A 25,617-nucleotide genomic window follows, 5' to 3' on the forward strand; every position below is an offset into this window, starting at 1 on the left:
ATTAACTTAAAGACTTAATTGCCCAAAATTCAACATCTAAATTCGGAAAATTACCGGCTAAATGGAAGGCCATGCCTGATGAAGTATCAAACATATCCCACAGCTCATGCTTTTTGTCCAATTCAAAATAGACATAACCGCTGTGGTATGGCAATTCTCTTGGTGCTACAGATAAAGCGTGCACCCTGATTCCAGGAAGGTGGTAAGCAACTAATTCTTTTACTTTTTCCACGGTGCCTATTTTTACTACGCTAGGAATTTTTTGGCGCAATGCTTCGTTCGGCATATCGGCTTTAATCGCAAGAACAAATGAAGCTTTGTCTAGTAAACTTTGGTCTGGTGTTTGAGCAACGCGAGTGGCTTCGTCACGCATATCGAGCGGGATTCTGATCGCACGTTGTTCAAGAACGATGGATAATGATTTACGCAGATTGAAAAATAATTTACCGAAGCATGAGGCTAGATCATTATGCTCATATACTGGGATGTCACCTACTTTGCGAGAAGGCAGGAAGGTCATCAAATCAGCACATAGTTTGGATAAGTTAATAAATAATTGTTCAGGGTGCGTTTGTCGGGCGCCTTCATTTTCGTGATGCAAATATGCCAAATATCGATTAATGGTTTGAAGCATCATGAAGTCCATAACTTCAACAGAGCCACCGGTATTAGGATCGTTCACAGCATTAGCCAAGCTATTGCTTTTTTGCATCAATAAACCATAAATCTCTGAAATATAGGCTTTTAGGTGTTGTTGCTTTTGGCTTCCGAGGCAAGGCGGAATATATGATTCGTCTAGAATGATTTCAAAGTCCGCAGAGCTGGAACGGATGAGAGCAATGGGCAGGGCAGTTTGACCGCTGGTTAAGTCGTTTTCTAAAACCAACATTGGATTAAGATCTGCCAGTGTTACTTGACGACCATCTAATTCAGTATTTGTAGTGTCTGCTAGAGTTTTATTAAAGGCTTTGTAGCGACATGAGTCTGAGGAGTCCTGATTTGGAAAATAAATCTCATTATTTACAGAAGAAGGCAGAGTAACAGCTAGGCAGATTTTGGTGTCTTTAATATTTGCAGGAACTTTTAGACTCAAATTTTCGAGTTGTTTTTGAGAGAACAAAAATACAGAACCATCGGGGAAAACACCTTCTGCTTCATTAATACCGATTACCCCTCGTTTGAGGCCGTCTGAATTTAATACCAGCGAAGAGAATCCCCAAAAATGACCCTCTTGAGAAACGGCTAATTGGCGTAGGCCGGATTCAAGATAACGTTCAAATTGCTGGAAATGTTGAGGGGTAATAAAGATACCCTCTGACCAGACTACTTTTGCTTCTATTGCCATTCCTTCATCCTTAATCTTTTAGTTATTATTTTTCTTCACGGAAAACGCCTTTACTAAGGTCGCTACCATATTTGCGCGTTTTTCCATTTTCTTTAATTTTTTTATCGTCAGGGTGCCGTTCTTTATACTCTTTTAACATATCCTTCATTTCTGATTTTGATAGTTGGGTTAATTTATTTTTGCCAACGTTTACATAGAAATAATGTTTACCAAAGTGATACCATCGTTTCTTCTGTTTCAATAATACCAATTGCCATTGACTGTTATCCAAATCTCGATAGCTTGCGACTACACCCAGATATTTCAGGTGGGAATCCATTTTAATCGGCAATATGGTAACCGTATCAGGATGCAGCATGAATTGGTTTTGCTGGATTAACTTCTCACCTAAATTTTCTTTGGCATTGTTGGTAAGTTCAAAATAGTTTGATTTTTTGAACTCTCCATCAGAAGACAATTGATATAAATCCAGTCTGATGGGAGAAGGTTGGCCAACTATATTTGGATTCGCATCAGGAGAAACTATGATTTGCACATCAATTTTTTCCCCACTCTCATCAGATTCTTTAGGGGGTTTATGGTCGGAAGCACATGAGCTTACCATTAAGGATATCATTAAGAATGATATATATTTTATTAGTTGTTTATGCATCTTAATTGCCTTCAAGTCCATCAATATTGATTACGTCTGCCAACAAATATTTCAATCAGCCATACAATATATGACTACTAGAGAAATAAATAGGTTCGTTATAATTAATTAGAAAGACTAAATTTTTTTAATATTTTCTAAAATTATAAAGTATTTTTCTTGCGGGGTTTATATTTATATTGATAAGTAAAGTCATGGTTACTTGCATCAATATTTACGCTTAAAACTTGTTTACCTTGAGTTGCACAAGTAAGCAGTTCCCGACTAATTTGCGGTAAAACCGTATTGGTCAGAATCGCATCAATCATGCGACCACCTGACTCAACTTCTGTGCAGCGCGAAGTAATCAGTTTTAGCACTTCAGGCGTGTAGTGCAGGTCGATACCGTGGTTATCTTTAATTCGATCTACGATACGGCCTAATTGCAATTCCACAATTTTTGAGAGCATATCGTCGGATAGCGGATAGTAAGGAATCACCTGCATACGACCTAATAGCGCGGCAGGGAAAGTTTTCAGCATGGGGGCGCGTAAGGCTTTGGTTAAACCTTCCGGAGTAGGTAGCATTTCAGGGTCATCACACATATCCATAATCAAATCTGTGCCCACATTGGTGGTCAGGATAATGATGGTATTTTTGAAATCGATATAACGACCTTCGCCATCTTCCATCCAGCCTTTGTCGAATACTTGGAAAAAGATTTCATGCACATCCGGATGTGCTTTCTCTACTTCATCAAGCAAGATGACGCTATAAGGTTTGCGTCGCACGGCTTCTGTCAGTACGCCGCCTTCACCATAACCGACATAGCCCGGAGGCGCGCCTTTCAGGGTGGATACGGTATGAGCTTCCTGATATTCGCTCATATTGATGGTAATTACGTTTTGTTCACCGCCGTACAATGTATCAGCCAGAGCCAATGCCGTTTCGGTTTTGCCCACGCCGGAAGGACCTGCCAACATGAAAACGCCGATAGGTTTATTGGGGTTATCCAGATTCGCACGTGATGTTTGGATACGACGGGCGATTGCATCCAAACCGTGACGTTGACCAATGATGCGTTTATTTAAAGTATCAGCAAGTTGCAAGACAGCCTCAACTTCATCTTTCATCATTTTGCCAACCGGAATACCTGTCCAGTCAGCTACAACGTCGGCAACGGTACGGCTATCCACTAAAGGCATAACTAGCGGTTGGATGCCTTGCAGTTTTTTCAGTTTGTTAACCAACTCTTTTTGGCGGGTATGCAGCTGCTTGGTTTCTTTCTCAGCTGTTCCTTCTTCCGCTTGCATGATTTGTTCACGTACTTCTAACAGCTCAGTAACCAAGTCTGCTTCAGATTTCCATCTGTCTTCTAATTTTTTCAGACGACCTTCAACTTCAGTCAGTTCTTTACCGATATTGGTTATCCGCGTTTCAGAATCGAAACTGAGTTTTTTCTCACGTTCCAAATTTGCTTGTTCAAGCTTTAATGCTTCGGATTTCTTGCGCAGAAACTCGATGCTGCCGGGCACAGCATGCTGGCTGACTGCAACTCGCGCGCAGGCAGTATCAATTAAGCCGACAGCTTTATCAGGAAGTTGGCGTGCAGGGATGTAGCGGTGGGAAAGCTTCACGGCTGCCTGAATTGCTTCATCGAGAATAATCACGTTATGGTGTTTTTCCAAAGAAGCATTCAATGCCCTAAGCATGTTGATGGCTTTGTTTTCGTCAGGCTCATCTACTTGTACCACTTGGAAACGGCGGGTTAAGGCAGGGTCTTTTTCAAAGTATTTTTTGTACTCTGCCCATGTTGTCGCGCCGATGGTACGCAGTTTGCCACGGGCCAGCGCAGGTTTGAGCAGGTTGGCTGCATCGCCAGTGCCGGCTGCACCACCTGCACCAATCAAGGTATGGATTTCGTCGATAAAGAGCACAATGGGAGTCGGGCTGGATTCCACTTCGTCCATAACCGCTCTAAGGCGTGATTCAAATTCTCCGCTGATGCTGGCACCTGCTTTGAGTAAACCTATATCCAGCAGGATTAATTGAACGTCTTTCAATCCCGGCGGAACATCTCCAGCAGCCAAACGCAATGCCAATGCCTCGACGACGGCTGTCTTACCGACACCGGCTTCGCCTGTCAGAATCGGATTGTTTTGACGGCGGCGCATCAGGATGTCAATCATTTGCCTGATTTCGGCATCGCGACCGGTAAGGGGATCTATTTCGCCATTTTTAGCTTTTTCAGTGAGATTGCTGCCGTATTTGGCCAAGGCACTTTCTTTGTGGGTAGCGTTAGGCTCCGAAGATAAGGCGTTTTGGGTAACATCAAGATTTTCTTCAGAGTTTGCAGTAATAGCGATGATATTGTTTGCCAATGTTTCAGGTTTGATTTTGAGGAACTCGGATGAAATATTGGCCACAATGCTCTGCAAAGTTTTATTTTCCAGAATGGTGTAGAAAATATGAGCAGTACGGATTTTGTCAGTGCCGAATTTGAGCGAACTGTATGTCCAAGTTTGTTCAACAAGGGTTTGGATATGTTCGGAAAAATCGATGACAGCAGTCGAGCCGGCTGGAAGTTTTTCAACTGCTGTTAATACATCTTTGCGGACTCTGGCTTCGTCTAAATTAAAACTGTTGATCAGACAGAAGATGTCGGTTTTCTCGGTTTGCAGCAGAGAATGAAGCCAGTGAACCAGCTCAACGTAGCTGTTTTCACGAAGACGGCAGAAGGTGTAGGCATTTTCCAAAGTTTTATACAAGGTAGTATTCAACTTGCCAAATAATACGCTGCGGCTGATGTTTGACATAATGTGTCCTTAATTAAATTATTCCAAGTATGTCTAAAAATAGTTTGAAAGAAGTTTTTTCCGACAAAGGGGTCGTCTGAAAAAGCTGTTTAATGGTTGCTGACGATCAAGTCTTCGGCATCACGGGAAACATTCCCCAGCCAAGTTGTTAAGCCGAGTTGTGTTTGTCCGCCTAAGTCCATGAGCGGTACTTCTTTTTGCATTAAAACAGGCTGTATATCCCATTCATATTCATCTGCGGCAAACAGTCTTACCCACTCTCGTAAGCGGGCGGTGTTGATGCCGTCTTTAAAGAATGATCGGTAAGCGGGTAGGGTAAGTGGGCCAATGATGATGCGGAATTTACTTTGAACATCGTAAAGCTTGTCTCCCAGCAGCAAGCCATCTCCCAGCGTATAGTTACCCATGATGCCGATTTGCGTTTTTTCTTCCGAAATCTCAACCCAATATCCGACATTGGTTTGAATGGTAACGGGGACTTTGAAATAACGGTTAAGCAGTTGTTGAAGACTGGCTGCCGACCGACTCTGTTTCATCAGCAGACCGGCAAAATAACGTTTAGCGAATTCGTGGATTAAGCCTTTATTATGTATGGTCGGTGTATCCAGACCATTGAAACTAGCGATATATTTCCCAAAACGGTCTTCAGCATTTTTGTCTAAAGAAGTAATGCTTTGAGCGTTGGCCCATGCCCGATAGAACAAGACAGCCAAACGGTGTTGCAACATATTGGCAAAACCGGTCCATGTTCGGTCGCCGTGCTGGTGTTGGCGCTCATAGGCATATTCGGTCAAATGCAAAGGCAGGGGACCAGATGGTCCGAACAAACCGAATCCGTTGATGGAAATTTCCACATAACGCGGCGATAGGGCAACCGACTGGATGTTGCGGGGAGCAAAAATAAGCGATGGCTCTTGGCGAATCCTTATTTTTTCCATTTTCGGGCTGACGGCTTTGCCTAATAATTTTCCGCCGGTAACAAATTTGACGGACTCAAGCTGGCGCAAGAGTGAAAAATAATCGTATTTATACGGCTGAGATGCGACTTTGTTTAACAAGCCTGTCAGTTTTTCATCCCATGTGTCGTCCAATGAGTCGCCAAAATCTGTTTGAGCGTTAACCGGACTCATACGATTACCCTCTCTCCAACAGCAGTCGGCCAAGTAGCCATGTGTCCTTGTTGGAGCGTGTCAATTTGAAGCTGTATGAATGAGTTAATTGACACCAAACGTTGGAAGTAATGGTTTAAAACCGATCCGAATAGGAAGGGATGGATACCGCCCAATTGCGCTTCATCCAATGTAATCGTGATTTTGATGCCTCGAACAGGCGCCGCAACTCCGTAATGACGGACTACCTTGTTCACGGTGGAGGTCTCAACACGTGTAATCGACTCAATCTGTTTTTTCAGCAAATCATTTTCGGAAGAAACAAACACCATTAAAAGCTCTTTTAAGGTGACGGGTGCATCTTCTTGGTCGATGTTTAATAATGACAGATAGTTCAAGCTTAATTGGTTTAAAAACGACCAAAGCGTTCGATCCTCACTCACAGCCGCTTGAGGACGTGTTAACTTAGAAATCAGCTTGATAGAGTTAACCGGCAGGAAGCCTTCAATCAGGAAATCAGACTCTCCGTCGCGCGGCATCATCAGTGGCAAATCCCTGCTGGTACACCAAGCATCTACGGAAAGATGTTGTATGCCGGAATTGAAGGCGTAATCCCGATTGTCGGCCAGAGACAAAAATACTTCGCTGCCTAAGTAGGAAGAACGGAAGCCATTTTTGACAGAATTTTCCGATGGAACTCTGTCTGCACGCCGTGCTGAAAAATAAGCATGCTGAGTTTGGGCTTCGGGGAAGAGTCCTATATCCGGCGCTTTGTACATCGGCGAAAATACAACGGTTTGACGGTTGTTGGTGTCAAAACCTTTTACTTGTTCGATGGCGTAGATTTCATAATTTAAAGGTTGTGTACGGTCGATGATAACGTGGTGTTCCTGGTCTTGGATGTTTACAGGGAAGCGGGAGCTTTTTTTTCTGAAAAGGTTTACCACAGGTACCGCATTGACGGAAAAATCCTCTACACCGATCAATTCTGTCAATTCGGGTATTTTGTTGCTGAATAAAAATGAAAGACTGAAATAACGTTTGCGATAGGTAATGATTTTTTTATTGACACCCTTATCGTTTACGATTTCTTCCAAATGTTCGGGTACTTTGGGCAAATGTCCGTCATTCTCAGCCTGACGGACAGCCTGTTTGATATCTTTTTGAGCAACAAACAGGAATTTTTCCGGTAGTCGCGCGTATTCCTGCATAATCCGGAATGCACTGACGGATTTGTCCAAATTAAACGATAAGGCTTCATCTTCCCGAAATCCCCGATGTTCCGGTTTGGAGGACAACGGGTAATACCATTGTTTGGGGTTCTCATAACTGTGGCAAACGACGCCTACGCATTCTGAGGCCAGTAAAAACAGCAGTGCAGATGACTTAGAAAGTTCCGTACCTAAAAACACAGATAATTCATCCGGCAACATTTCCGAACATGCGCCAGGTACGCTGAGTGAGAAGTCCAAACGCAAGGCAGATTGCACTTTTTTCCCGGCAGATGCTTTGAGCGCGGGAAGCGTACTTGGTAAATAGCCGAGCGAATCGGTATATTTGGCTTTTTCTATGCGTAAAGGTAGGATTTCAGTAGTTTTAGTTACGGAAAACGGGCAACTTACTTTGAATTCGTCGATGGGTAATGAGCGCAATACTCTGCCACGTTCCAGTAGATTGATCACGTCAGCGTTGTATTGACCGGTAGGTTCCAAATTGACAATAGCTGCCGCCGGTTTCTGATTGATGAAGTCGGGGTAAACGACTTCCAAGATTCTTTGTACGAAACGGGGATATTCCGCATCCAGCTTGAGTTGGGTGCGGGCAGTGAGAAAGCTTACACCTTCCAATAATCTTTCGACATAAGGGTCGGGGATGTCGGTTGTATCCAGTGCCAATCGGGAGGCGATTTTGGGATATTGCTGTGCAAATTCCCTGCCCATTTCCTTCAGGAAGGTCAGTTCTTTATTGTAGTAAGACAATAATTTGTTGTTCAAGACCTATTTCCCCCATCTAACAAGTCAAACAACCCGGTCTCGACATCCATACTGGTTCGCAGCAGGAACTCTTTGGGATAAGGATTGAGTTTCAGGTAACCTTTGACTTCAATAATAAGTTTGTTGTGTAAAGCATCGTCATCATCGTCTACGGTATTCACGATAACTTGCAGGGTTTTGCTTTCAAGGCGTGGTTCGAAATCGATGATGGCCTGTTTGATATTTTGTTCTACATCCTGCCATTCTATGTCGGAGAAATTCACTCCCGACAGGGGCGGAATGCCGTAATTGATTGTGGACGAGCGCACGTTAACAGGCAGATCTTTCTCCATGGTCTCCGCTTGCATGTTGCAGGTATTCAGTAGGTAAAGAATATCGCGCAGCACTGCCTGCCGATATTGGTCAAGATTGATGACCTGATCGGGGCGTGCCTCTTTTTTTTTGCGCGGCTCTTCATCTGTTAGTCTGTCAAACAAAGAAGGCAGCAGTTGGTTTCTGAATTGCGACATGATGGATTGCGATAGTCAGAGGATGGATAAGGTTTAACGCTGTTGTCCGAATTTAATATTGCGAATATCCAAGAGACCAAAATCATGGCTGTCGGTATACAGGTTTTTTTGACCCATGCCTGTAAAGAGCTGTTTGGCTACTTCTATCCAGTCTGTTTGCGAGCAGTTCATCAACATATCCGACCATTCGGTTTCTGCATCCGGCAAAACAGCATAGCGGGCAGGACTGGTACATTGGATACATTCGCCGTCGGTAAATTTGATTTCAGACGACCTCCAGATGATGTCGAGCAATGAGCTGGGTGCTTTGAAAGCTATACTTTCAATAGAGTCCCAAGTTTGCCAATAGTAGTGGCCTTGATAGAAGAATTCATAAACAAAAGCAGTACGTACGTCGCCATCCATAATCCAGTTGCTGTCGGTTTCGGCAACCGATTTATCTGCCAGAAGATAAGTGATGTGCGCCGGCGTACCGTCGATACAGTTGGATAAGGCTTCGTAGTCGGCAGTGAAGGCAGAGTTTTTTTTCTCTGCAACATGAGCAACTAAAGAGAGTTGTTTTTGAAGAATATCGAGTTTGCTTGCGTGCTGTTCCAGAGTTTTAGGTTTTTGCTGTGTTTCCAAAACTGCTTGGCGGCGCATTTCGGCAGAAATATTTTCAATAAGGTAGAGTATCAGGGGCTTTTGTGTATCGGGAAACAGTTTTTGGTATTGTCCGATTTGCTTTAAAGCCTGTTCCCATTTGGCACTCAGACAGAGATATTGAATCAATGCCAGACGATGTTCCTGATTGTCAGGATTTGAACGTACAAGCTCAATCATGTCCGTTAATTTAGTCTTCAAATCCATCCCAGCAACTCCTTATTTATTTGTATAAAGTGTGTAATAGTTGAAACCCGATTAACTTTTCAGGAGGACAGGGGTCGTCTGAAAAGTAAATTTATTGTAATAAAGCCTGACTTAAAACGCCTTTTAAGCCAGGCTTCTGCAGTTAAATGCGCATAGTGGTTATGCGGATTTGTTTTCTTTGATGTTGAAGGCCATTTGAACTTCAGCGCCTTTAGAACCTTTATCGGTTTGTTCCCAATATTGGTTTTTCACTTTGGCAGCTTGGAATGAGTAACGCATTTTCAGCGCATCGTTGTCTTGTACGCCGATGAATTTCACGCCGGTTACCAAGACATCTTCCAAAGTAGTGCGCGAATATTCAATCTGCTCGCCACCGGCTTTGCATACGGAAATTTCTACCTTGCTCAAGTGTTGACCGGTAGCACAGTTTTTCAGAATGGTTGGAGCGGCTTTATCAATAGCGGCAACTACGGTCAAGTCATTGAAATTGACTTTGCCTGCACCACCGCCACCACCACTGGTCATCGAACCGGGTTGCTCGGCACCCCAGTCAAAACTTTCGATGTTGGTCCAGTCTTTGTGGTTGGAATCCTTTGATTCGCCGTTAACACCTTCAACTTTCATGAACATATCAATAGCCATGTTTTTACTCTCCTTGTTAAAAGGTTAAAAAATTAAGGGATTTAACAACAGGGCATGAGTATGCCCACCTAAATAAACCAAACCCGACTATTCCTGTTTAGCCGAAGGAAGTTTGGAAACTAAGCGCAACGAAACGGTAAGACCTTCGAGTTGGTAGTGCGGACGCAGGAAGAATTTGGAAGTGTAATATCCGGGATTGTCTTCAACTTCTTCCACAACGACTTCAGCAGCGGCCAACGGTTTACGGGCTTTTGTTTCTTGAGTGGAGTTAATCGGGTCTCCATCTACATAATTCATAATCCATTCGTTTAACCAGCGTTCCATGTCTTCACGCTCGCGGAATGAACCGACTTTGTCGCGTACGATACATTTCAGATAGTGGGCGAAACGACAGCACGCAAACAGGTAAGGCAGACGCGCAGACAAACGGGCATTAGCGGTAGCATCAGGATCATAATATTCAGACGGTTTATGCAGCGATTGAGCGCCAATAAACGCGGCCAAGTCGGTATTTTTACGGTGAATCAACGGCATGAATCCCAATGCTGCTAATTCGGCCTCGCGGCGGTCGCTGATGGCGATTTCGGTTGGACATTTCATATCCACGCCTCCGTCATCCGTCGGGAATGTGTGGCAGGGAAGGTTTTCAACGATACCGCCGGATTCCACGCCGCGGATTGAGGTACACCAACCATAATATTTGAATGAACGGTTAATATTTACTGCCATTGCATAAGCCGCATTGGCCCATGTGTATTTGTTGTGATCCGCGCCTTCAGTTTCTTCTTCAAAGTCAAACTCATCGACAGGATTTGTCGTGGCACCGTAAGGCAGACGGGATAAGAAACGTGGCAGAGCCAAACCGATATAACGCGAATCTTCGGAATCACGCAGGCTGCGCCATGGGGCATATTCGGCATTTTGGAAAATTTTGCTCAAATCACGAGGATTGGCCAACTCTTGCCAAGATTCCATCTGCATCAGTTTGGGGGATGCGCCGGCGATAAATGGGCAGTGTGCGGCGGCAGCAATTTTTTCAAGACTATTGAGCATTTCTACATCGGGTGCAGAGTGGTCAAAATAGTAGTCGCCAATCAAACAGCCAAAAGGTTCGCCACCAAATTGACCGTATTCTTCTTCATAAATACGTTTGAATAGGGGGCTTTGATCCCACGCGGTGCCTTTGAAGCGTTTTAAGTTGCGGGCAACTTCTTTTTTAGAAATGGGCAATACTTTGATTTTCAACAAAGTATCAGTTTCGGTGTTTGTAACCAAATGATGCAGACCGCGCCATTCGCCTTCCAGCTTTTGGAAATCTTCATGATGCAGAATCAGATTAATCTGTTCGGAGAGTTTTCTGTCGAGTTCAGCAATAATTGCTTCGATAGTTTGATAAGTGTCGTCTGAAATAGTAATGGCATTTTGCAAGGCCTGTTGGGCCAGTGTCGCCACAGCATTATTTACAGCGCTTTTAGCTTCTTCGGTTTTGGGTTTGAATTCTTTTTGCAGCAGCTGTTCAAATTCATTTGCGGCAAATACGCTTTTCGCGCCGCTATCCCCTTGGATATCTAATTGCTTTTCAGTCATGATTCACGCTCACCTTATTGATTTCATCTGAAATTACTGCTCGTCTTTGGGAGTCGCTTTAGGCGCAGCTGCAAGGCTTTTCAGCAGCTCGCTGTCTCCCAAGACTTTTCCGATTAATTCTTCAGCACCACTCTTACCATCCATATATGAAAGCAGGTTGGCAAGCTCTGTGCGCGCTTGTAGGAGTTCATTTAAAGGACCTACTTTTTTGGCGATTGCTGCCGGAGAGAAATCATCCATGCTTTCCAATTCAAGCTCTACATTCAGATTGCCTTCACCAGTAAGCGTGTTTTTTACATTGAATGCTACACGGGGTTTGAGGGCTTTCATACGCTCATCGAAATTATCTACGTCAATTTCCAAAAATTTGCGTTCGGCCAATTCGGGCAGTGGCTCCACAGGTTTGCCTACCAAATCCGCCATCACGCCCATAACGAATGGAAGCTCAATTTTTTTCTCAGAACCGTAAAGTTCTACATCGTATTCAATCTGTACGCGAGGAGCCCGGTTGCGGGCAATAAATTTTTGTCCGGATGATTTGTTTCGTGACATATTCAATGACCTTTAAATGATAAAAGTTGTTTATTTAAACGAACTTTAAATATTGCGGATAGACTAGCTTATTCGTTGGAAGTTCCCGTTTCTTCGTCCTGCTTCCCGATCAAAACTTCCAGATTGGCAATGCTTTCAGGACTGATATCTTTCATGATGTCGTAGAAGTTCATATTCATTTGCCGCTGTACCCTACGGATAAATAACGGGGCAGGGTGGCTGGGTTCAAGCGTTTCAAAGTAAATGCAGATTTTTTCCAAAGCCAAATCGACATCAGCCCGATTTTTGATATTCAGACGACGCCATGCATCCGCTTCTTGAAGGGTCGATTGCTCTTGAACAACGCTTGAAACGGGCATTTCAGCGGGTTGTTCTGTTTGTTCAGTATGTTGCAGCTGCGGGGTACTTCCATCGTTGTAATTGATGGCTTTGTGGATCAGGGTAAGCGGTTTTTGAATCACTTCAAAATTGAGTGAGTGTTCGTCTTGCAGCTGGGTCGAGAAAGTGTTTTGAATATCTTTCAGATGGTCTAATGCCTGGATTAAGGCAATCAATTCCGGTTTACCGGTATCGGCACTTACCCTGATATCGAGCATCAAACGTTCTTTGCCGCCCGGATAACTTTGAGGGTCATTGCCTTGCAAGACAGAAACTGCTTCTTTAACGGTAATAGGCTGTTGGGTCAGTCCGTTTACTAATAATTTAGCTGAAAATACTTCTTTGGCGATGCCATCAAGTGTCGTGAATGCACTTAATGCATTGATTCGATAAAACGGGTCGGGTTCGCCGTCCTCATCTTCGAGTTTGGGATATAGGGATTTCCAATACAAATCCACATTGGTTTTGATGGCTTCGCAGCCGGCGCAAAAGCCAACCAGCCCGTGTTTTGCGGTAAGAGCCTGTGTGTAATAGGCTAAAACATGAAGGTCTTTCGATTCAGCCAGCAATTGATTGCACAGCTTCTCTACTGTTGCCCAATCAGGCTCTTCAGCAGGGATGATGGTATCGCCATATTGTCTTTCCGGTTTCCCTTCGGCAGCGCTTTGAAGCTCTAAAAAGCGACTATCGTATTCAATATTTACCCCTTCAGGGGTGTCGGCGGAAATTGGTTCAGCCCATAGGGGAAATGTACTCATCTACTTATAATCCAAATATTTTATTAAACAGAGAGCACGTTGGCTCTCCGTCTCTTTCTATATGGTTACCACTTTCGCATTCCATCCAAAAGCTACCGATGTTATCTGTTTTGGATAAAAAAATGAGGAAAGATTCAGATAGTGGATTGGTAGGTTTGTGAATTGTATCTAAGCAATCTTTTAAAACACATTTGCCATTAGTCAATGTTTGGTTAAAGAAATCTATATTTTTGTAAAAAAAATTAATAGATTTTAACTGTTCGGAAGGGGGGTAGGGCTTTTGAAATAATACAAAAGGATATTGCCGACCTGTTTGGTCCGAACTAAGGGCTGTTATACCTGTATAGGTTATGTTCGCAGGCAGTTTAACGCAAAACAGCCAAATACGAGATGCGAAAAGCGCCTTTCGGGTAAATGGAATTAACTTATCTTGGTGGGTGCAACGACCAAACCATCCATCCCAAAAATTTTTATCGTTAGCTTGGAGATTTTCAGAAACAATAAAATCACGAGATTGATTTAGCTTTCCGAAAAAGTAGGTTTCTATTTGCTGCATAAATAACAATCATATAATGTAAAATTAACAAAAGATAAAGTTACTTAAGGTATTGATTATGCCTTTGCCTCAAACATATCCAATATGGCTGCCGTATATATACTTTACCATAATTTTGGTTTATGTATTAATATATTTTTTTATTTGTTAAAAGAATAAGTAAGGTAAATCCTTTATGATTTTAGTATATTTACGGAACATTTATTGTTATTTTAGTGTCTTAAGATACAATGTATTTACAGTTTGTTATTTGTTATAATTTTATTGTAATGCTATTTCAAAACAGTCAGAATTATTTTGACTTGGCGTCTTAAGTCTCTAAATATCTTAAGTTTTTCATTTCAAAAGCAATAGAATCTCGACGGAGGGAGTAAGCGCATGGCCTCTTTCGGTAACACTTTCGGTGTTCTCATTCCTAAACCAGCCGCACCAGCCATGGTGTCTCAAGGCTCTGCTAATCCACCCGAGCCGCTGACCAATGCAGCCGGACCGGTTGATGTGATAGAGATGGTTGCCGATGTCGCTTCCACTGCCCTTTCCATAGTTGCGCCTGATTCTGCTGCAGCCGATGCAGTTGATGCCATATCCGAACTGGTTTCCCTTGCGTCCATGATACCCGGTCAGCCGGACCCCAAGCCGCCTTCCCGTAAAATGGTCAGTGGTTTTAGTGGCGGTATGGGCATGGGTTTTGATGGTGGGATAGTTACCTCGGGTCATGGTCACTGTATTCCTTGTAAGGTCGCTGCTGCTATCGGTAACCCCGTAAACGCAGTACTCGGTATCAAAGTCCTATTTGATGATACCGAGACCGACTTTGCCTTCGACTCCCCGCTTCCCCTTGTGTGGCAGCGCAGCTACTATTCCGACCAAATAGGCAATGGCTGGTTGGGGCAGGGTTGGTCGCTGCCGTTCTCCATGCGTCTTGTCCGGACTGCCGACGGTTTCCTTTATATTGATGAGCAGGGCAGGGAAATTCCGTTGCCGGATATCAGCGACGAAGCGGACGAGCCTTATTCCGCAGCCGACGACGATGAAGACGATTTATATGAAGAAGAAGCCGCACCAAGACCTGCTTCCGCCGAAGAAAACCCCTACGGTCTGGATGACGCCTATTTCGATCCTTACGAACAAATTTTCTTTTCACAGATTTCAGACGACCTCTATCAAATCGCCTCCCCCGACGGCGGCGCACGGCTGCTGTTTGCCGAAGTCGATTCCGGCTGCGGCATTTACCAACTGGTCGCCCAACTCGACCGAAACGGTCGCCATATCCGCCTCTGCTATGACGACAACGGACTGCCGCACAGCATTTACGACGGCAGCGGCCGACACTTCCAACCCGTATTCTCCTCCATCCGTCTGAACGACAACGATCCCGACTTTGATCCGGCCGGGGAACGGGACGTCTTCGTTTCCGAAGACGAGCGTTTCTACGTCAACCGCCTCACCTCCGTCACCTTCAACGGCAAGGAACTGGTGCGCTACGACTACGACGGCTACGGCGATTTGACCGCCGTTTACGGACGCGACGGCAAAAAACTGCGCGGTTTCGCCTACCGCAACCACATCATGGTCGAACACAGCCAGCCCGACGGACTGGTATCCCGCTACGAATACGACCGTTACGACACCGACGGCAAAGTGCTCAAAAGCAGCAACAACCTCGGCGAAGCATGGACGTTCGACTACCGCAAAGACCATACCGTCGTTACCGACGCACTGGGGCGGACGGAAGTGTACGGTTTCGATGAAAACCAAGAACTCGTCTACCGCATCGACGCCGACGGACAACGCAGCGACAGCGAACGCGACAGCTACGGCCGCATTACCGTAGAACGCGACCCCCTCGGACGCGAAACCCGCTATCTCTACGATACCGAAGGCAACGTCATCGCCATCACCGCACCGGACGGCAGCAGCACCCAAATCGACTACCACGAAACCCTCAACCTGCCGGTTGCCGTCAACGATCCCGCAGGCAGGATTACCGCCTACGATTACGACGGACGCGGCAACCTCGTCAGCATCACCAATCCCGCCGGTTACACCACCCGCTACGGCTACAATGCCCAATGGTTGCCCGAAACCATTACCGACGCCTTAGGCAAAACCCGACACCTACACTACGACACCCTCGACCAGCTCGTCTGCTTTACCGACTGTACCGGCGAAACCACCCGTTTCGGTTACACCGAATACGGCGATATACGGCGATCTCGAAACCGTTACCGATGCGCTGGGCCATACCACCCGCCATCATTACGACGCAGCGGGTAACCCCGTCCGTACCGATTATCCCGACGGCAGTCACGAAACCTTCGAATACGACCGCCTCAACCGGCTAACCGCCCACATCGACGGACTCGGTGCCAAAACCGCCTACGAACTCGCGGTGGACGGACTGCCGCTCAAACGCACCAACGCGCTGGGCCATACCTTCGCCTACGCCTACGACAAAGCCCGCCGTCTGACCGTCCTCACCAACGAAAACGGCGAAACCTACCGTCTCGATTACGACCCGACCGACAACCTGATCCAAGAAACCGGCTGGGACGGCAAAATCACCGCCTACGGCTACGATGCCGCCGGACAACTGGTTCAGCAGACCGAATACGGTCAAAGCAATAATGAAGGTCGTCTGAAAAACCGTCCCGAGACTTGGCACATCCACCATTTCAAACGCAATATCCTCGGCCAACTGCTCGAAAAACAAAGCCGCAAAGTCTCCGGCCGCAACGGGCAAAGCAAAGACGAAGGCATCAGCCGCACCCGTTTCGACTACGACCCCGTTACCGGCAACCTGACCAAAGCCCGCAACCAACACAGCAGCGTCGAACTCGCCTACGACGAACTCGACCGACTCATCAGCGAAACCACCGTCCACAACGGCCAAAGCGCCACCGTAGGCTACCGATACGACCCGTTGGGCAACCGCATCCGCACCATCCTGCCCGACGGCCGCCATATCGATTACCTTTACTACGGCAGCGGACACCTGCACCAAATCAGCCTCGACGGCGAAGTCATAACCGACATCGAACGCGACAAACTGCACCGCGAAATCCAAAGGACACAGGGCAGTATCAGCAGCCTGTACGACTACGACCCCATGGGTCGTCTGAAAAGCCAGCGTACCGTTTGGAGCGGCACACAAACACCCCGCGGCAAACAAAACCCGCTGGCCGGCGGCGCCGTCAACCGCCGCTACGCCTACGACAAAGCCGGCAACCTGATCCAAAGCGCCGACCAAAGAAGCGGCGTCCTCAATTACATCTATGACAAAATCGGACGCATTCAGGAAGCCCGCAACAGCCAAACCGGCCGCAGCGAAACCTTCGCCTTCGACCCCGCCCACAACATCCTTGACATTCCAACATCTACTCCCTCTCCCGTGGGAGAGGGTCGGGGAGGGGGCAAAACGACCGCCCCGATTTCAGACGACCCCAAAACTCAAGGTCGTCTGAAATCACCTGCCAACCCTAACCCTGTCAGCGGCAACCGCCTCAAAGAATACAACGGCATCGAATACACCTACGACGCCTTGGGCAACCTGATCTACCGCCAGCTTCCCGACGGCGAAAACCAATATTACCAATACGATCTCGAAAACCAACTCGTCCGCGCCGAAATCAAAAAGCCCGCCGGCAATACCGAAATCTGGACATACGCCTACGACCCGTTCGGAAGACGCCTTTCCAAAGAACGCCAAGACAAACTCGCCTGGACGAGCACCGACCCGAAACGCACCCACTTCGTCTGGGACGGAACGCGATTACTTCAGGAGTACACCTACAAAGGCAGCTACACCTATATCTATACCGACCAAGACAGCTACGAACCTTTAGCCCAAATCTTTGACAACGCCAAAGACGGCAAGCAATACCTTGCCTATTTCCACAACGACCAAATCGGCATCCCGCGCGAGATGACCGACATCCACGGCAATCTCCTCTGGTACGGCGAATACACCGCCTGGGGTCGTCTGAAAAAGGACGAGCGGGTTTATAAAGATGCGCATCAGCCGTTCCGGTTGCAGAACCAATACTTCGATGAAGAGACGGGGCTGCACTACAACCTGATGCGCTATTACGAGCCTGAGGCTGGGCGGTTTGTGAACCAGGACCCGATTGGGTTGTTAGGTGGGGCGAATCTTTATTGGTTTGCGCCTAATTCGCAGATTTGGGTTGATGCTCTAGGATTAACTCCTATAGATGGTGGTTCTTACAGTGCTGTACGAAAATCTAGAAAGGGTGGAGAAGTAAATCATATGCCTGCATCTCAAGCATTACAAAATGGGGGTGGGTCTATTTCAAGAGATAATGCTCCTTCCATTTGGATGGAGACGAATGATCATAGAAAAACTAAGGATAACTTAAATGGAACTGCGAGTTGGGGACGTTGGAAAGAAGCCGATCGTTGGCGAAGTCACCAAGCTGAATTAATTAGAAAGGGTAAGGTAGGGAAGGCTATGGAAATGGATATTCGGGATATTAAACGAAAATTTGGAAAAAAATATAATCAGGGGTTAATAGAAATGATTGACTATGCTATTAAAAATGAATACATTAACCGTAAAGAAGGTAGACGTTTAAAAAGGAAGTATACAAAATGCTAAAAATTAGAAAAAACTCTCTAGATAATATACAGTTAGGGAAAAAAAAGGAGGATTTGCCAGAATCAATAATCAATAATACTTTATATTTTTTAGAGTTTGATAGAAGTCATAAAAAATTGGCAGAGTCAACACTTATTACAATATCTGTTAGAGAGGTGCACTCTTTTGATATTAATGGTAAGGTTATATCTTTTAGGAATATTGTTTCTTTCTTGGAGGGCGAAAATCCATTGGTTGAAGATGAATCATTCTATATATTTCCAAAATATTGTTTAAGTTTGTATATAAATTGGGATGAGAAGATATTTAATGAAGTTCTAATTTATGATATCAGCTTAAAAAAAGAGTATGAGAAAGATTCACTCTTGACGTATAAAGAAATTATAGAGAATCAACAGCAAAAGAAAAGATTAAACCTTAATAATCTGTCTTTTGTCCCATATGTAGCAGTTGGAAGTTTTAAATTTGGAATGGACTCTCAATTATTTTCACAGCAAAATAATTTTAATATTCCAAAAGAGATTTCAAAGAGGCAGATTATTGAATTTGATAAAAATATTTTAATTAGGTTTGATGAGAATAAATTAACTCAGGTTGTAATAAATAATAGAAATAATTCTATATTCTATAATAATCTAAACTTATTTTCTCAAGATGCTCTGGATGAATTAATAAGAAGTGAAGAATACATTGAAAGAAATTTGGGGTATGTTTTTGTTAACTTAGGCCTTGCTATTACGCATGACATAGACACTATATATTTCTTCCATCAATCCTTATTACCTTTTTGGAAAAACAAGCACAGGCCTATTACTAGTTGGTAAAGTAATAAATTAAGTCGAGTTAAGACCCAATAAAATTGTCAGCAAGCCGTAGCCCGCACGATACCTTCAGTTCTGACGTGGGGTATGTGCGGTATGCGTGCGTTTTCTGTTTTTCAGACGACCTCACTATCTTCTTGGAGGTCGTCTGAATCATTTGTTCTTTAACAATCTTATTAGCAGTTAACATAGAGGTCGTCTGAAAACCAACTTTCAGACGACCTCTGCCAAATCGCCTCCCCCGACGGCGGCGCACCGCCTCACCTCCGTCACCTTCAACGGCAAGGAACTGGTGCGCTACGACTACGACGGCTACGGCGATTTGACCGCCGTTTACGGACGCGACGGCAAAAAACTGCGCGGTTTCGCCTACCGCAACCACATCATGGTCGAACACAGCCAGCCCGACGGACTGGTATCCCGCTACGAATACGACCGTTACGACACCGACGGCAAAGTGCTCAAAAGCAGCAACAACCTCGGCGAAGCATGGACGTTCGACTACCGCAAAGACCATACCGTCGTTACCGACGCACTGGGGCGGACGGAAGTGTACGGTTTCGATGAAAACCAAGAACTCGTCTACCGCATCGACGCCGACGGACAACGCAGCGACAGCGAACGCGACAGCTACGGCCGCATTACCGTAGAACGCGACCCCCTCGGACGCGAAACCCGCTATCTCTACGATACCGAAGGCAACGTCATCGCCATCACCGCACCGGACGGCAGCAGCACCCAAATCGACTACCACGAAACCCTCAACCTGCCGGTTGCCGTCAACGATCCCGCAGGCAGGATTACCGCCTACGATTACGACGGACGCGGCAACCTCGTCAGCATCACCAATCCCGCCGGTTACACCACCCGCTACGGCTACAATGCCCAATGGTTGCCCGAAACCATTACCGACGCCTTAGGCAAAACCCGACACCTACACTACGACACCCTCGACCAGCTCGTCTGCTTTACCGACTGTACCGGCGAAACCACCCGTTTCGGTTACACCGAATACGGCGATATACGGCGATCTCGAAACCGTTACCGATGCGCTGGGCCATACCACCCGCCATCATTACGACGCAGCGGGTAACCCCGTCCGTACCGATTATCCCGACGGCAGTCACGAAACCTTCGAATACGACCGCCTCAACCGGCTAACCGCCCACATCGACGGACTCGGTGCCAAAACCGCCTACGAACTCGCGGTGGACGGACTGCCGCTCAAACGCACCAACGCGCTGGGCCATACCTTCGCCTACGCCTACGACAAAGCCCGCCGTCTGACCGTCCTCACCAACGAAAACGGCGAAACCTACCGTCTCGATTACGACCCGACCGACAACCTGATCCAAGAAACCGGCTGGGACGGCAAAATCACCGCCTACGGCTACGATGCCGCCGGACAGCTGGTTCAACAGACCGAATACGGTCAAAGCACCGATAAAGGCCGTCTGAAAGACCGTCCCGAGACTTGGCACATCCACCACTTCAAACGCAACATCCTCGGCCAACTGATCGAAAAACAAAGCCGCAAAGTGTCCCACAAAAACGGGCAAAGCAAAGACGAAGGCATCAGCCGCACCCGTTTTGAATACGACCCCATTACCGGCAACCTGACCAAAGCCCGCAACCAACACAGCAGCGTCGAACTTGCCTACGACGAACTCGACCGCCTCATCGGCGAAACCACCGTCCACAACGGCCAAAGCGCCACCGTAGGCTACCAATACGACCCGCTGGGCAACCGCATCCGCACCATCCTGCCCGACGGCCGCCATATCGATTACCTGTACTACGGCAGCGGACACCTGCACCAAATCAGCCTCGACGGCGAAGTCATCACCGATATCGAACGCGACAAACTGCATCGCGAAATCCAAAGGACGCAGGGCAGCATCAGCAGCCTGTACGACTACGACCCCATGGGTCGTCTGAAAAGCCAGCGTACCGTCTGGAGCGGCACACAAACGCTTCACGGCAAACAAAACCCGTTGGCCGGCGGCGCCGTCAACCGCCGCTACGCCTACGACAAAGCCGGCAACCTGATTCAAAGCGCCGACCAAAGAAGCGGCGTACTCAATTACATCTATGACAAAATCGGACGTATTCAGGAAGCCCGCAACAGCCAAACCGGCCGCAGCGAAATCTTTGCCTTCGACCCCGCCCACAACATCCTCGACATTCCAACATCTACTCCCTCTCCCGTGGGAGAGGGTCGGGGAGAGGGCAAAACGACCGCTCCGATTTCAGACGACCCCCAAACTCAAGGTCGTCTGAAATCCCCCGCCAACCCCAACCTTACCAGCGGAAACCGCCTCAAAGAATACAACGGCATCGAATACAACTACGACGCATTGGGCAATTTGATCTACCGCCAGCTGCCCAATGGCGAAAACCAATATTACCAATACGATTTAGAAAACCAACTCGTCCGCGCCGAAATCAAAAAAGCAGCGGGCAATACCGAAATCTAGACATACGCCTACGACCCGTTCGGACGAAGACTGAGTAAGGAAAGAAAAGACAAACTCGCCTGGACGAGTACCGACCCGAAACGCACCCACTTCGTCTGGGACGGAACGCGATTACTCCAGGAGTACACCTACAAAGGAAACTACACCTATATCTACACCGACCAAGACAGCTACGAACCTTTAGCCCAAGTCTTCCGCAACAATCAAGACGAAGCGCAATACCTCGCCTATTTCCACAACGACCAAATCGGCATCCCGAAAGAGATGACCGATATCCACGGCAATCTGTTGTGGTACGGCGAATACACCGCTTGGGGCCGTCTGAAAAAGGACGGGCGGGTTTATAAGGATGCGCATCAGCCGTTCAGATTGCAAAACCAGTATTATGATGAAGAGACGGGGCTGCATTACAACCTGATGCGTTATTACGAGGCGGAGGCTGGGCGGTTTGTAAATCAGGACCCGATTGGGTTGTGGGGTGGGGAGAATCTTTATGGGTTTGTGCCTAATATTCAGATTTGGATCGATCCCTTAGGTGTCAACTTATACGAGAGGCGAAAAAAAGAGGAGCTAAAATTCAATATCTTGGAGCTACAAAACCAATGTGTGGTAGATGCGAGAAAGGAGCGAGAAGAGCAGGGATACTGAGACGTATCATAACCCCAATTAAGAGTAGACACTGTTAGTATTTAATATTTTTAAATTTATTTAAAATTAAAGGAGTCCAATATGAAGCCGATAGAATTGGATGAAATTCCAAATGATATTTTTATTCAGGATATAAAAGAGTTAACGCATAGTTTTTCAATAGAATTTCCTGATATATTTAAACAACTTTTGATAGAGTTAAATGTATCAAAAGATAATTTATTTATCACGGATTTTATTGAACATCAAAAGATAGCCGACTCATACACAGGGTATGTTTTTGACAAAACCCACAAAAAAATGTACGACTATACAATTAAAAATAAGAAACTTAGTATTTTTGAAGTTGATATAAAAAAACTAACTACTAAGAACACGGATAGCATCCGAGTGTTGGATGATCTTTAAAATGCGAGCTATATTTGCATAAAGTGTCAGCAAGTCCTAGCTCGCACAAACATTTGGTTCTGAAATAGGATTTGTGTTTCAAAGCACGCACGCAGTTTTTGCTTTTCAGACGACCTCAATACTTTTTTTGAAGTCGTCTGAAAGACTGTTTCTTTAATAATCCGACTACTGCTCAGTATAAGTATAAAGGTCGTCTGAAACACAACTTTCAGACGACCTTTGATTAGCTGAAATAGTCAGGAGTTGAAAGAGTCGTATACGTCATCGATTTTTGCACAGGCGCGTTGGACTGCGGCTTCCCAGTCGCCTGCCGTACCTTCGGCGTAAACGGTATCCACGGAGGCAAAGCCCAAGAAGCCGCCGAGTAATGTTTTCAAATAGCTTGAAGCGAAATCCATTTGTGCCATCGGACCTTCGCTATAAACGCTGCCGCTGGCCTGCAACAGCAGCACCTTATGCTCGCCCATCAAACCTTTCGGCGTACCGTCTTCGCCGTAGCGGAAGGTTTCGCCGGGCATAACCAGATTGTCTAGCCAGTCTTTCAGGAGGGCGGGAATGGCGAAGTTATACATAGGGTAGGCGATAACGAGACGGCGGGCGGATTTGACTTGGTTCACAACCGACATCAGCCTAGCCTGTAGCGCAGCTTGTTCCTCGTTCGGTTGTTGCCCTTGAAACAGGGTAACGGTAAACATTTCCAGTACTGCCTTATCCAAAGGCTGAATATCTGCTTCTGCCAAATTTACCGTTTGCACGCTGCCTGCAGGCATTTTGGTCAGTAGGTGGGCAACCATGCGATTGGTGGCGGAAGCAGTAGAATGTGGATCAGGATGTGCATTGATAATCAGGGTGTCAATCATTTCAGCGTCCTTTCTAGGTATTGTTGGAATGATAATAGATTTTCAGACGACCTACGATACCGTATGGTCGTCTGAAAACCTTTATTGCCGCACTGCTTTAGCGTTCGATTTGCGATACGTCGCGTACCGCGCCTTTGTCGGCGGAAGTCGCCATCGCGCCGTAGGCACGCAGGGCGGCGGAGACGTAACGGTCGCGGTTTTCCGGTTTCCACGCTTTGCTGCCGCGCGCTTCCATTTCGGCGCGGCGTTTTGCGAGTTCTTCGTCGGATACTTTCAGATTAATGCTGCGGTTTGGGATGTCGATTTCAATCGTGTCACCTTCGTGCACCAAGCCGATTGCGCCGCCTTCGGCCGCTTCGGGTGAAGCGTGGCCGATGGAGAGGCCTGATGTGCCGCCGGAGAAGCGTCCGTCCGTCAGCAAGGCGCAGGCTTTGCCGAGGCCTTTGGATTTCAGATAGGAAGTCGGATACAGCATTTCCTGCATACCGGGGCCGCCTTTCGGGCCTTCGTAGCGGATAATGACGATGTCGCCGGCGACGATTTGGTTGCCCAAAATGCCTTCGACAGCGGCTTCTTGGCTTTCAAACACACGGGCGCGGCCGGTGAATTTGAGGATGCTCTCGTCCACGCCTGCGGTTTTCACCACGCAGCCACGCTCGGCGATGTTGCCGAAAAGTACCGCCAAGCCGCCGTCTTGCGAGTAGGCGTGTTCGACGTTGCGGATGCAGCCTTTTTCGCGGTCGAGGTCGAGGGTTTTCCACATGCGGTTTTGCGAGAACGCTTGGGTGGTGCGCACGCCGCCGGGTGCGGCTTTGAAGCGTTCGATGGCGTGAGTGTTTTCGGGATTGGTCACGTCCCATTGTTCAATCGCGTCTTTCAGCGTCGGCGCGTGGATGGTGTACACGTCGGTGTGCAGTTTGCCCGCTTTGTCCAGTTCTTTCAGGATGGCGAAGATGCCGCCGGCGCGGTGCACGTCTTCCATGTAGTAGTCGTGGTTGTTGGGCGCGGTTTTGCAGATGCAGGGGACGACGCGGCTTAAGCGGTCGATGTCGGCCATTTTGAAATCCACGCCCGCTTCGTTGGCGACGGCGAGCAAATGCAGGATGGTGTTGGTGGAGCCGCCCATGGCGATGTCCATGGTCATGGCATTTTCAAACGCTTTTTTGGTGGCGATGCTGCGCGGCAGTACGGTTTCGTCGTCTTGCTCGTAATAGCGTTTGGTGATTTCGACAATCATGCGGCCTGCTTCGAGGAACAATTCTTTGCGGCCGGCGTGGGTGGCGAGGTAGGAGCCGTTGCCAGGCAGGGACAGGCCGAGCGCTTCGGTCAGGCAGTTCATGGAGTTAGCGGTGAACATGCCGGAGCAGGAACCGCAGGTCGGGCAGGCGTTTTGCTCAACTTCTTCGACCTGTTGGTTGCTGATATTGTCGTCCGCCGATTCAATCATGGCATCAATCAAGTCCAAGCGGCGTTCGGGTTGAATGTTTGCCACGCCGATGACCTTGCCCGCTTCCATCGGACCACCGGAAACGAAGATAGTCGGGATGTTCAGGCGCATGGCGGCAATCAGCATTCCGGGGGTGATTTTGTCGCAGTTGGAAATGCACACCAGCGCGTCAGCACAGTGGGCGTTGACCATGTATTCGATGGAGTCGGCAATCAAATCGCGGCTAGGCAGAGAGTACAGCATACCGCTGTGTCCCATGGCGATGCCGTCGTCGATGGCGATGGTGTTGAATTCTTTAGCGATTGCACCGGCTTTTTCAATTTCGCGGGCAACCAGTTGGCCCATATTGTGCAGATGGACATGTCCGGGGACAAATTGGGTGAACGAGTTGGCAACGGCGATGATGGGCTTGCCGAAGTCGGTTTCCATCACGCCGGTGGCGCGCCACAATGCGCGTGCGCCCGCCATATTGCGGCCGTGAGTGGAGGTTTTGGAGCGGTATTCTGGCATGGAGTGTTCCTCAGAGGGGATATTTTGAAAGGCAGGCCGTCTGAAATAAAGGTATCGACTTGAGCAACCTTTGTTTCAGACGGCATTTAGACCGGTATTTTATAT

The 25,617-nt window shown here is 47.0% G+C and carries 19 protein-coding genes and 1 pseudogene; 6 read left to right on the plus strand and 14 right to left on the minus strand.

All coding sequences use genetic code 11. The features are described from left to right. Nucleotide 1: 1 nt before the first annotated feature. From tssK to DBZ16_RS00460, 12 genes are all read right to left on the minus strand, one after another. Entirely contained in the window at nucleotides 2-1,345 is a 1,344-nt protein-coding gene (tssK, locus tag DBZ16_RS00405) for a type VI secretion system baseplate subunit TssK (RefSeq protein ID WP_049230678.1), read from the minus strand. A gap of 25 nt (nucleotides 1,346-1,370) precedes the next feature. Beyond that, nucleotides 1,371-1,997, minus strand: a complete 627-nt coding sequence (tssJ, locus tag DBZ16_RS00410; RefSeq protein ID WP_107813074.1) for a type VI secretion system lipoprotein TssJ — start codon at nucleotides 1,995-1,997, stop codon at nucleotides 1,371-1,373. A 143-nt stretch (nucleotides 1,998-2,140) separates the two neighbouring features. Further along, entirely contained in the window at nucleotides 2,141-4,792 is a 2,652-nt protein-coding gene (gene tssH / locus DBZ16_RS00415) for a type VI secretion system ATPase TssH (protein ID WP_107812532.1), read from the minus strand. An 89-nt stretch (nucleotides 4,793-4,881) separates the two neighbouring features. Continuing rightward, complete coding sequence (gene tssG, locus DBZ16_RS00420) at nucleotides 4,882-5,922, minus strand: type VI secretion system baseplate subunit TssG (RefSeq protein ID WP_107812533.1); 1,041 nt, start codon at nucleotides 5,920-5,922, stop codon at nucleotides 4,882-4,884. After that, nucleotides 5,919-7,895 carry a type VI secretion system baseplate subunit TssF gene (locus DBZ16_RS00425; RefSeq protein ID WP_107812534.1) on the minus strand — a complete coding sequence of 659 codons (1,977 nt, stop codon included), beginning with the start codon at nucleotides 7,893-7,895 and terminating at the stop codon, nucleotides 5,919-5,921. Before DBZ16_RS00425 ends, tssG begins: the two co-directional genes overlap by 4 nt. Continuing rightward, entirely contained in the window at nucleotides 7,892-8,404 is a 513-nt protein-coding gene (tssE, locus tag DBZ16_RS00430; protein ID WP_070515412.1) for a type VI secretion system baseplate subunit TssE, read from the minus strand. The genes DBZ16_RS00425 and tssE overlap by 4 nt, the downstream gene beginning before the upstream one ends. A 33-nt stretch (nucleotides 8,405-8,437) precedes the next feature. Then, a complete protein-coding gene (locus tag DBZ16_RS00435) occupies nucleotides 8,438-9,253 on the minus strand; it encodes a type VI secretion system accessory protein TagJ (RefSeq protein WP_107812535.1) in 816 nt (271 codons plus the stop codon). Nucleotides 9,254-9,412: 159 nt separating this feature from the next. Next, nucleotides 9,413-9,895: an Hcp family type VI secretion system effector gene (locus DBZ16_RS00440; RefSeq protein ID WP_003761730.1), complete on the minus strand. Its 483-nt coding sequence runs from the start codon at nucleotides 9,893-9,895 to the stop codon at nucleotides 9,413-9,415. An 87-nt stretch (nucleotides 9,896-9,982) separates the two neighbouring features. Continuing rightward, a complete protein-coding gene (gene tssC / locus DBZ16_RS00445) occupies nucleotides 9,983-11,482 on the minus strand; it encodes a type VI secretion system contractile sheath large subunit (RefSeq protein ID WP_003743368.1) in 1,500 nt (499 codons plus the stop codon). A 33-nt stretch (nucleotides 11,483-11,515) separates the two neighbouring features. Continuing rightward, nucleotides 11,516-12,034 carry a type VI secretion system contractile sheath small subunit gene (gene tssB, locus DBZ16_RS00450; RefSeq protein WP_049254633.1) on the minus strand — a complete coding sequence of 173 codons (519 nt, stop codon included), beginning with the start codon at nucleotides 12,032-12,034 and terminating at the stop codon, nucleotides 11,516-11,518. Nucleotides 12,035-12,102: 68 nt separating this feature from the next. Next, the gene (tssA, locus tag DBZ16_RS00455) at nucleotides 12,103-13,170 is read right to left on the minus strand and encodes a type VI secretion system protein TssA (RefSeq protein WP_107812536.1); all 1,068 of its coding nucleotides are present in this window, start codon (nucleotides 13,168-13,170) and stop codon (nucleotides 12,103-12,105) included. A 4-nt stretch (nucleotides 13,171-13,174) separates the two neighbouring features. Next, a complete protein-coding gene (locus DBZ16_RS00460; protein ID WP_107812537.1) occupies nucleotides 13,175-13,726 on the minus strand; it encodes a TagF domain-containing protein in 552 nt (183 codons plus the stop codon). 378 nt (nucleotides 13,727-14,104) lie between these two features. Here DBZ16_RS00460 and DBZ16_RS16195 point away from each other — a divergent pair, with 378 nt between their 5' ends. The 6 genes and pseudogenes from DBZ16_RS16195 to DBZ16_RS00500 all read left to right on the plus strand — a co-directional run bounded on the left by DBZ16_RS16195 (nucleotide 14,105) and on the right by DBZ16_RS00500 (nucleotide 22,695). Continuing rightward, on the plus strand, nucleotides 14,105-16,003 hold the full coding sequence (locus DBZ16_RS16195; protein ID WP_346426862.1) for a DUF6531 domain-containing protein: 1,899 nt from the start codon (nucleotides 14,105-14,107) through the stop codon (nucleotides 16,001-16,003). Nucleotides 16,004-16,835: 832 nt separating this feature from the next. Beyond that, a complete protein-coding gene (locus DBZ16_RS16580) occupies nucleotides 16,836-18,341 on the plus strand; it encodes an RHS repeat domain-containing protein (RefSeq protein WP_430914327.1) in 1,506 nt (501 codons plus the stop codon). Further along, a complete protein-coding gene (locus tag DBZ16_RS00485; RefSeq protein WP_107812540.1) occupies nucleotides 18,335-19,165 on the plus strand; it encodes a hypothetical protein in 831 nt (276 codons plus the stop codon). Before DBZ16_RS16580 ends, DBZ16_RS00485 begins: the two co-directional genes overlap by 7 nt. A 289-nt stretch (nucleotides 19,166-19,454) precedes the next feature. After that, the gene (locus DBZ16_RS00490) at nucleotides 19,455-20,255 is read left to right on the plus strand and encodes an RHS repeat protein (protein ID WP_205836765.1); all 801 of its coding nucleotides are present in this window, start codon (nucleotides 19,455-19,457) and stop codon (nucleotides 20,253-20,255) included. A 1,114-nt stretch (nucleotides 20,256-21,369) separates the two neighbouring features. After that, nucleotides 21,370-22,179: pseudogene (locus tag DBZ16_RS00495) on the plus strand (RHS repeat-associated core domain-containing protein); the annotation flags it as partial. A gap of 189 nt (nucleotides 22,180-22,368) precedes the next feature. After that, nucleotides 22,369-22,695 carry a hypothetical protein gene (locus DBZ16_RS00500; protein ID WP_107812541.1) on the plus strand — a complete coding sequence of 109 codons (327 nt, stop codon included), beginning with the start codon at nucleotides 22,369-22,371 and terminating at the stop codon, nucleotides 22,693-22,695. A gap of 236 nt (nucleotides 22,696-22,931) precedes the next feature. On the opposite strand, the gene DBZ16_RS00505 is transcribed toward DBZ16_RS00500, so the two are convergent. Next, nucleotides 22,932-23,555: an FMN-dependent NADH-azoreductase gene (locus DBZ16_RS00505; RefSeq protein WP_107812542.1), complete on the minus strand. Its 624-nt coding sequence runs from the start codon at nucleotides 23,553-23,555 to the stop codon at nucleotides 22,932-22,934. Between the two features lie 97 nt (nucleotides 23,556-23,652). After that, nucleotides 23,653-25,512, minus strand: a complete 1,860-nt coding sequence (gene ilvD, locus DBZ16_RS00510) for a dihydroxy-acid dehydratase (protein WP_107812543.1) — start codon at nucleotides 25,510-25,512, stop codon at nucleotides 23,653-23,655. Nucleotides 25,513-25,617 lie beyond the last annotated feature (105 nt).

Origin of the sequence: Neisseria sicca (assembly GCF_003044565.1) — a bacterium.
GTDB classification, from domain to species: domain Bacteria; phylum Pseudomonadota; class Gammaproteobacteria; order Burkholderiales; family Neisseriaceae; genus Neisseria; species Neisseria sicca_A.

What these genes read in the sequence shown, in the direction of transcription:
- DBZ16_RS00460 (WP_107812537.1), bottom strand. Translation starts at nt 13,726, where the DNA reads ATGCAGCAAATAGAAACCTACTTTTTCGGAAAGCTAAATCAATCTCGT.
- tssG (WP_107812533.1), bottom strand. Translation starts at nt 5,922, where the DNA reads ATGAGTCCGGTTAACGCTCAAACAGATTTTGGCGACTCATTGGACGAC.
- tssC (WP_003743368.1), bottom strand. Translation starts at nt 11,482, where the DNA reads ATGACTGAAAAGCAATTAGATATCCAAGGGGATAGCGGCGCGAAAAGC.
- DBZ16_RS00500 (WP_107812541.1), top strand. Translation starts at nt 22,369, where the DNA reads ATGAAGCCGATAGAATTGGATGAAATTCCAAATGATATTTTTATTCAG.
- tssB (WP_049254633.1), bottom strand. Translation starts at nt 12,034, where the DNA reads ATGTCACGAAACAAATCATCCGGACAAAAATTTATTGCCCGCAACCGG.
- DBZ16_RS00435 (WP_107812535.1), bottom strand. Translation starts at nt 9,253, where the DNA reads ATGGATTTGAAGACTAAATTAACGGACATGATTGAGCTTGTACGTTCA.
- DBZ16_RS00440 (WP_003761730.1), bottom strand. Translation starts at nt 9,895, where the DNA reads ATGGCTATTGATATGTTCATGAAAGTTGAAGGTGTTAACGGCGAATCA.
- tssJ (WP_107813074.1), bottom strand. Translation starts at nt 1,997, where the DNA reads ATGCATAAACAACTAATAAAATATATATCATTCTTAATGATATCCTTA.
- tssA (WP_107812536.1), bottom strand. Translation starts at nt 13,170, where the DNA reads ATGAGTACATTTCCCCTATGGGCTGAACCAATTTCCGCCGACACCCCT.
- tssK (WP_049230678.1), bottom strand. Translation starts at nt 1,345, where the DNA reads ATGGCAATAGAAGCAAAAGTAGTCTGGTCAGAGGGTATCTTTATTACC.
- ilvD (WP_107812543.1), bottom strand. Translation starts at nt 25,512, where the DNA reads ATGCCAGAATACCGCTCCAAAACCTCCACTCACGGCCGCAATATGGCG.
- DBZ16_RS16195 (WP_346426862.1), top strand. Translation starts at nt 14,105, where the DNA reads ATGGCCTCTTTCGGTAACACTTTCGGTGTTCTCATTCCTAAACCAGCC.
- DBZ16_RS16580 (WP_430914327.1), top strand. Translation starts at nt 16,836, where the DNA reads ATGGGTCGTCTGAAAAGCCAGCGTACCGTTTGGAGCGGCACACAAACA.
- tssH (WP_107812532.1), bottom strand. Translation starts at nt 4,792, where the DNA reads ATGTCAAACATCAGCCGCAGCGTATTATTTGGCAAGTTGAATACTACC.
- tssE (WP_070515412.1), bottom strand. Translation starts at nt 8,404, where the DNA reads ATGTCGCAATTCAGAAACCAACTGCTGCCTTCTTTGTTTGACAGACTA.
- DBZ16_RS00485 (WP_107812540.1), top strand. Translation starts at nt 18,335, where the DNA reads ATGCTAAAAATTAGAAAAAACTCTCTAGATAATATACAGTTAGGGAAA.
- DBZ16_RS00505 (WP_107812542.1), bottom strand. Translation starts at nt 23,555, where the DNA reads ATGATTGACACCCTGATTATCAATGCACATCCTGATCCACATTCTACT.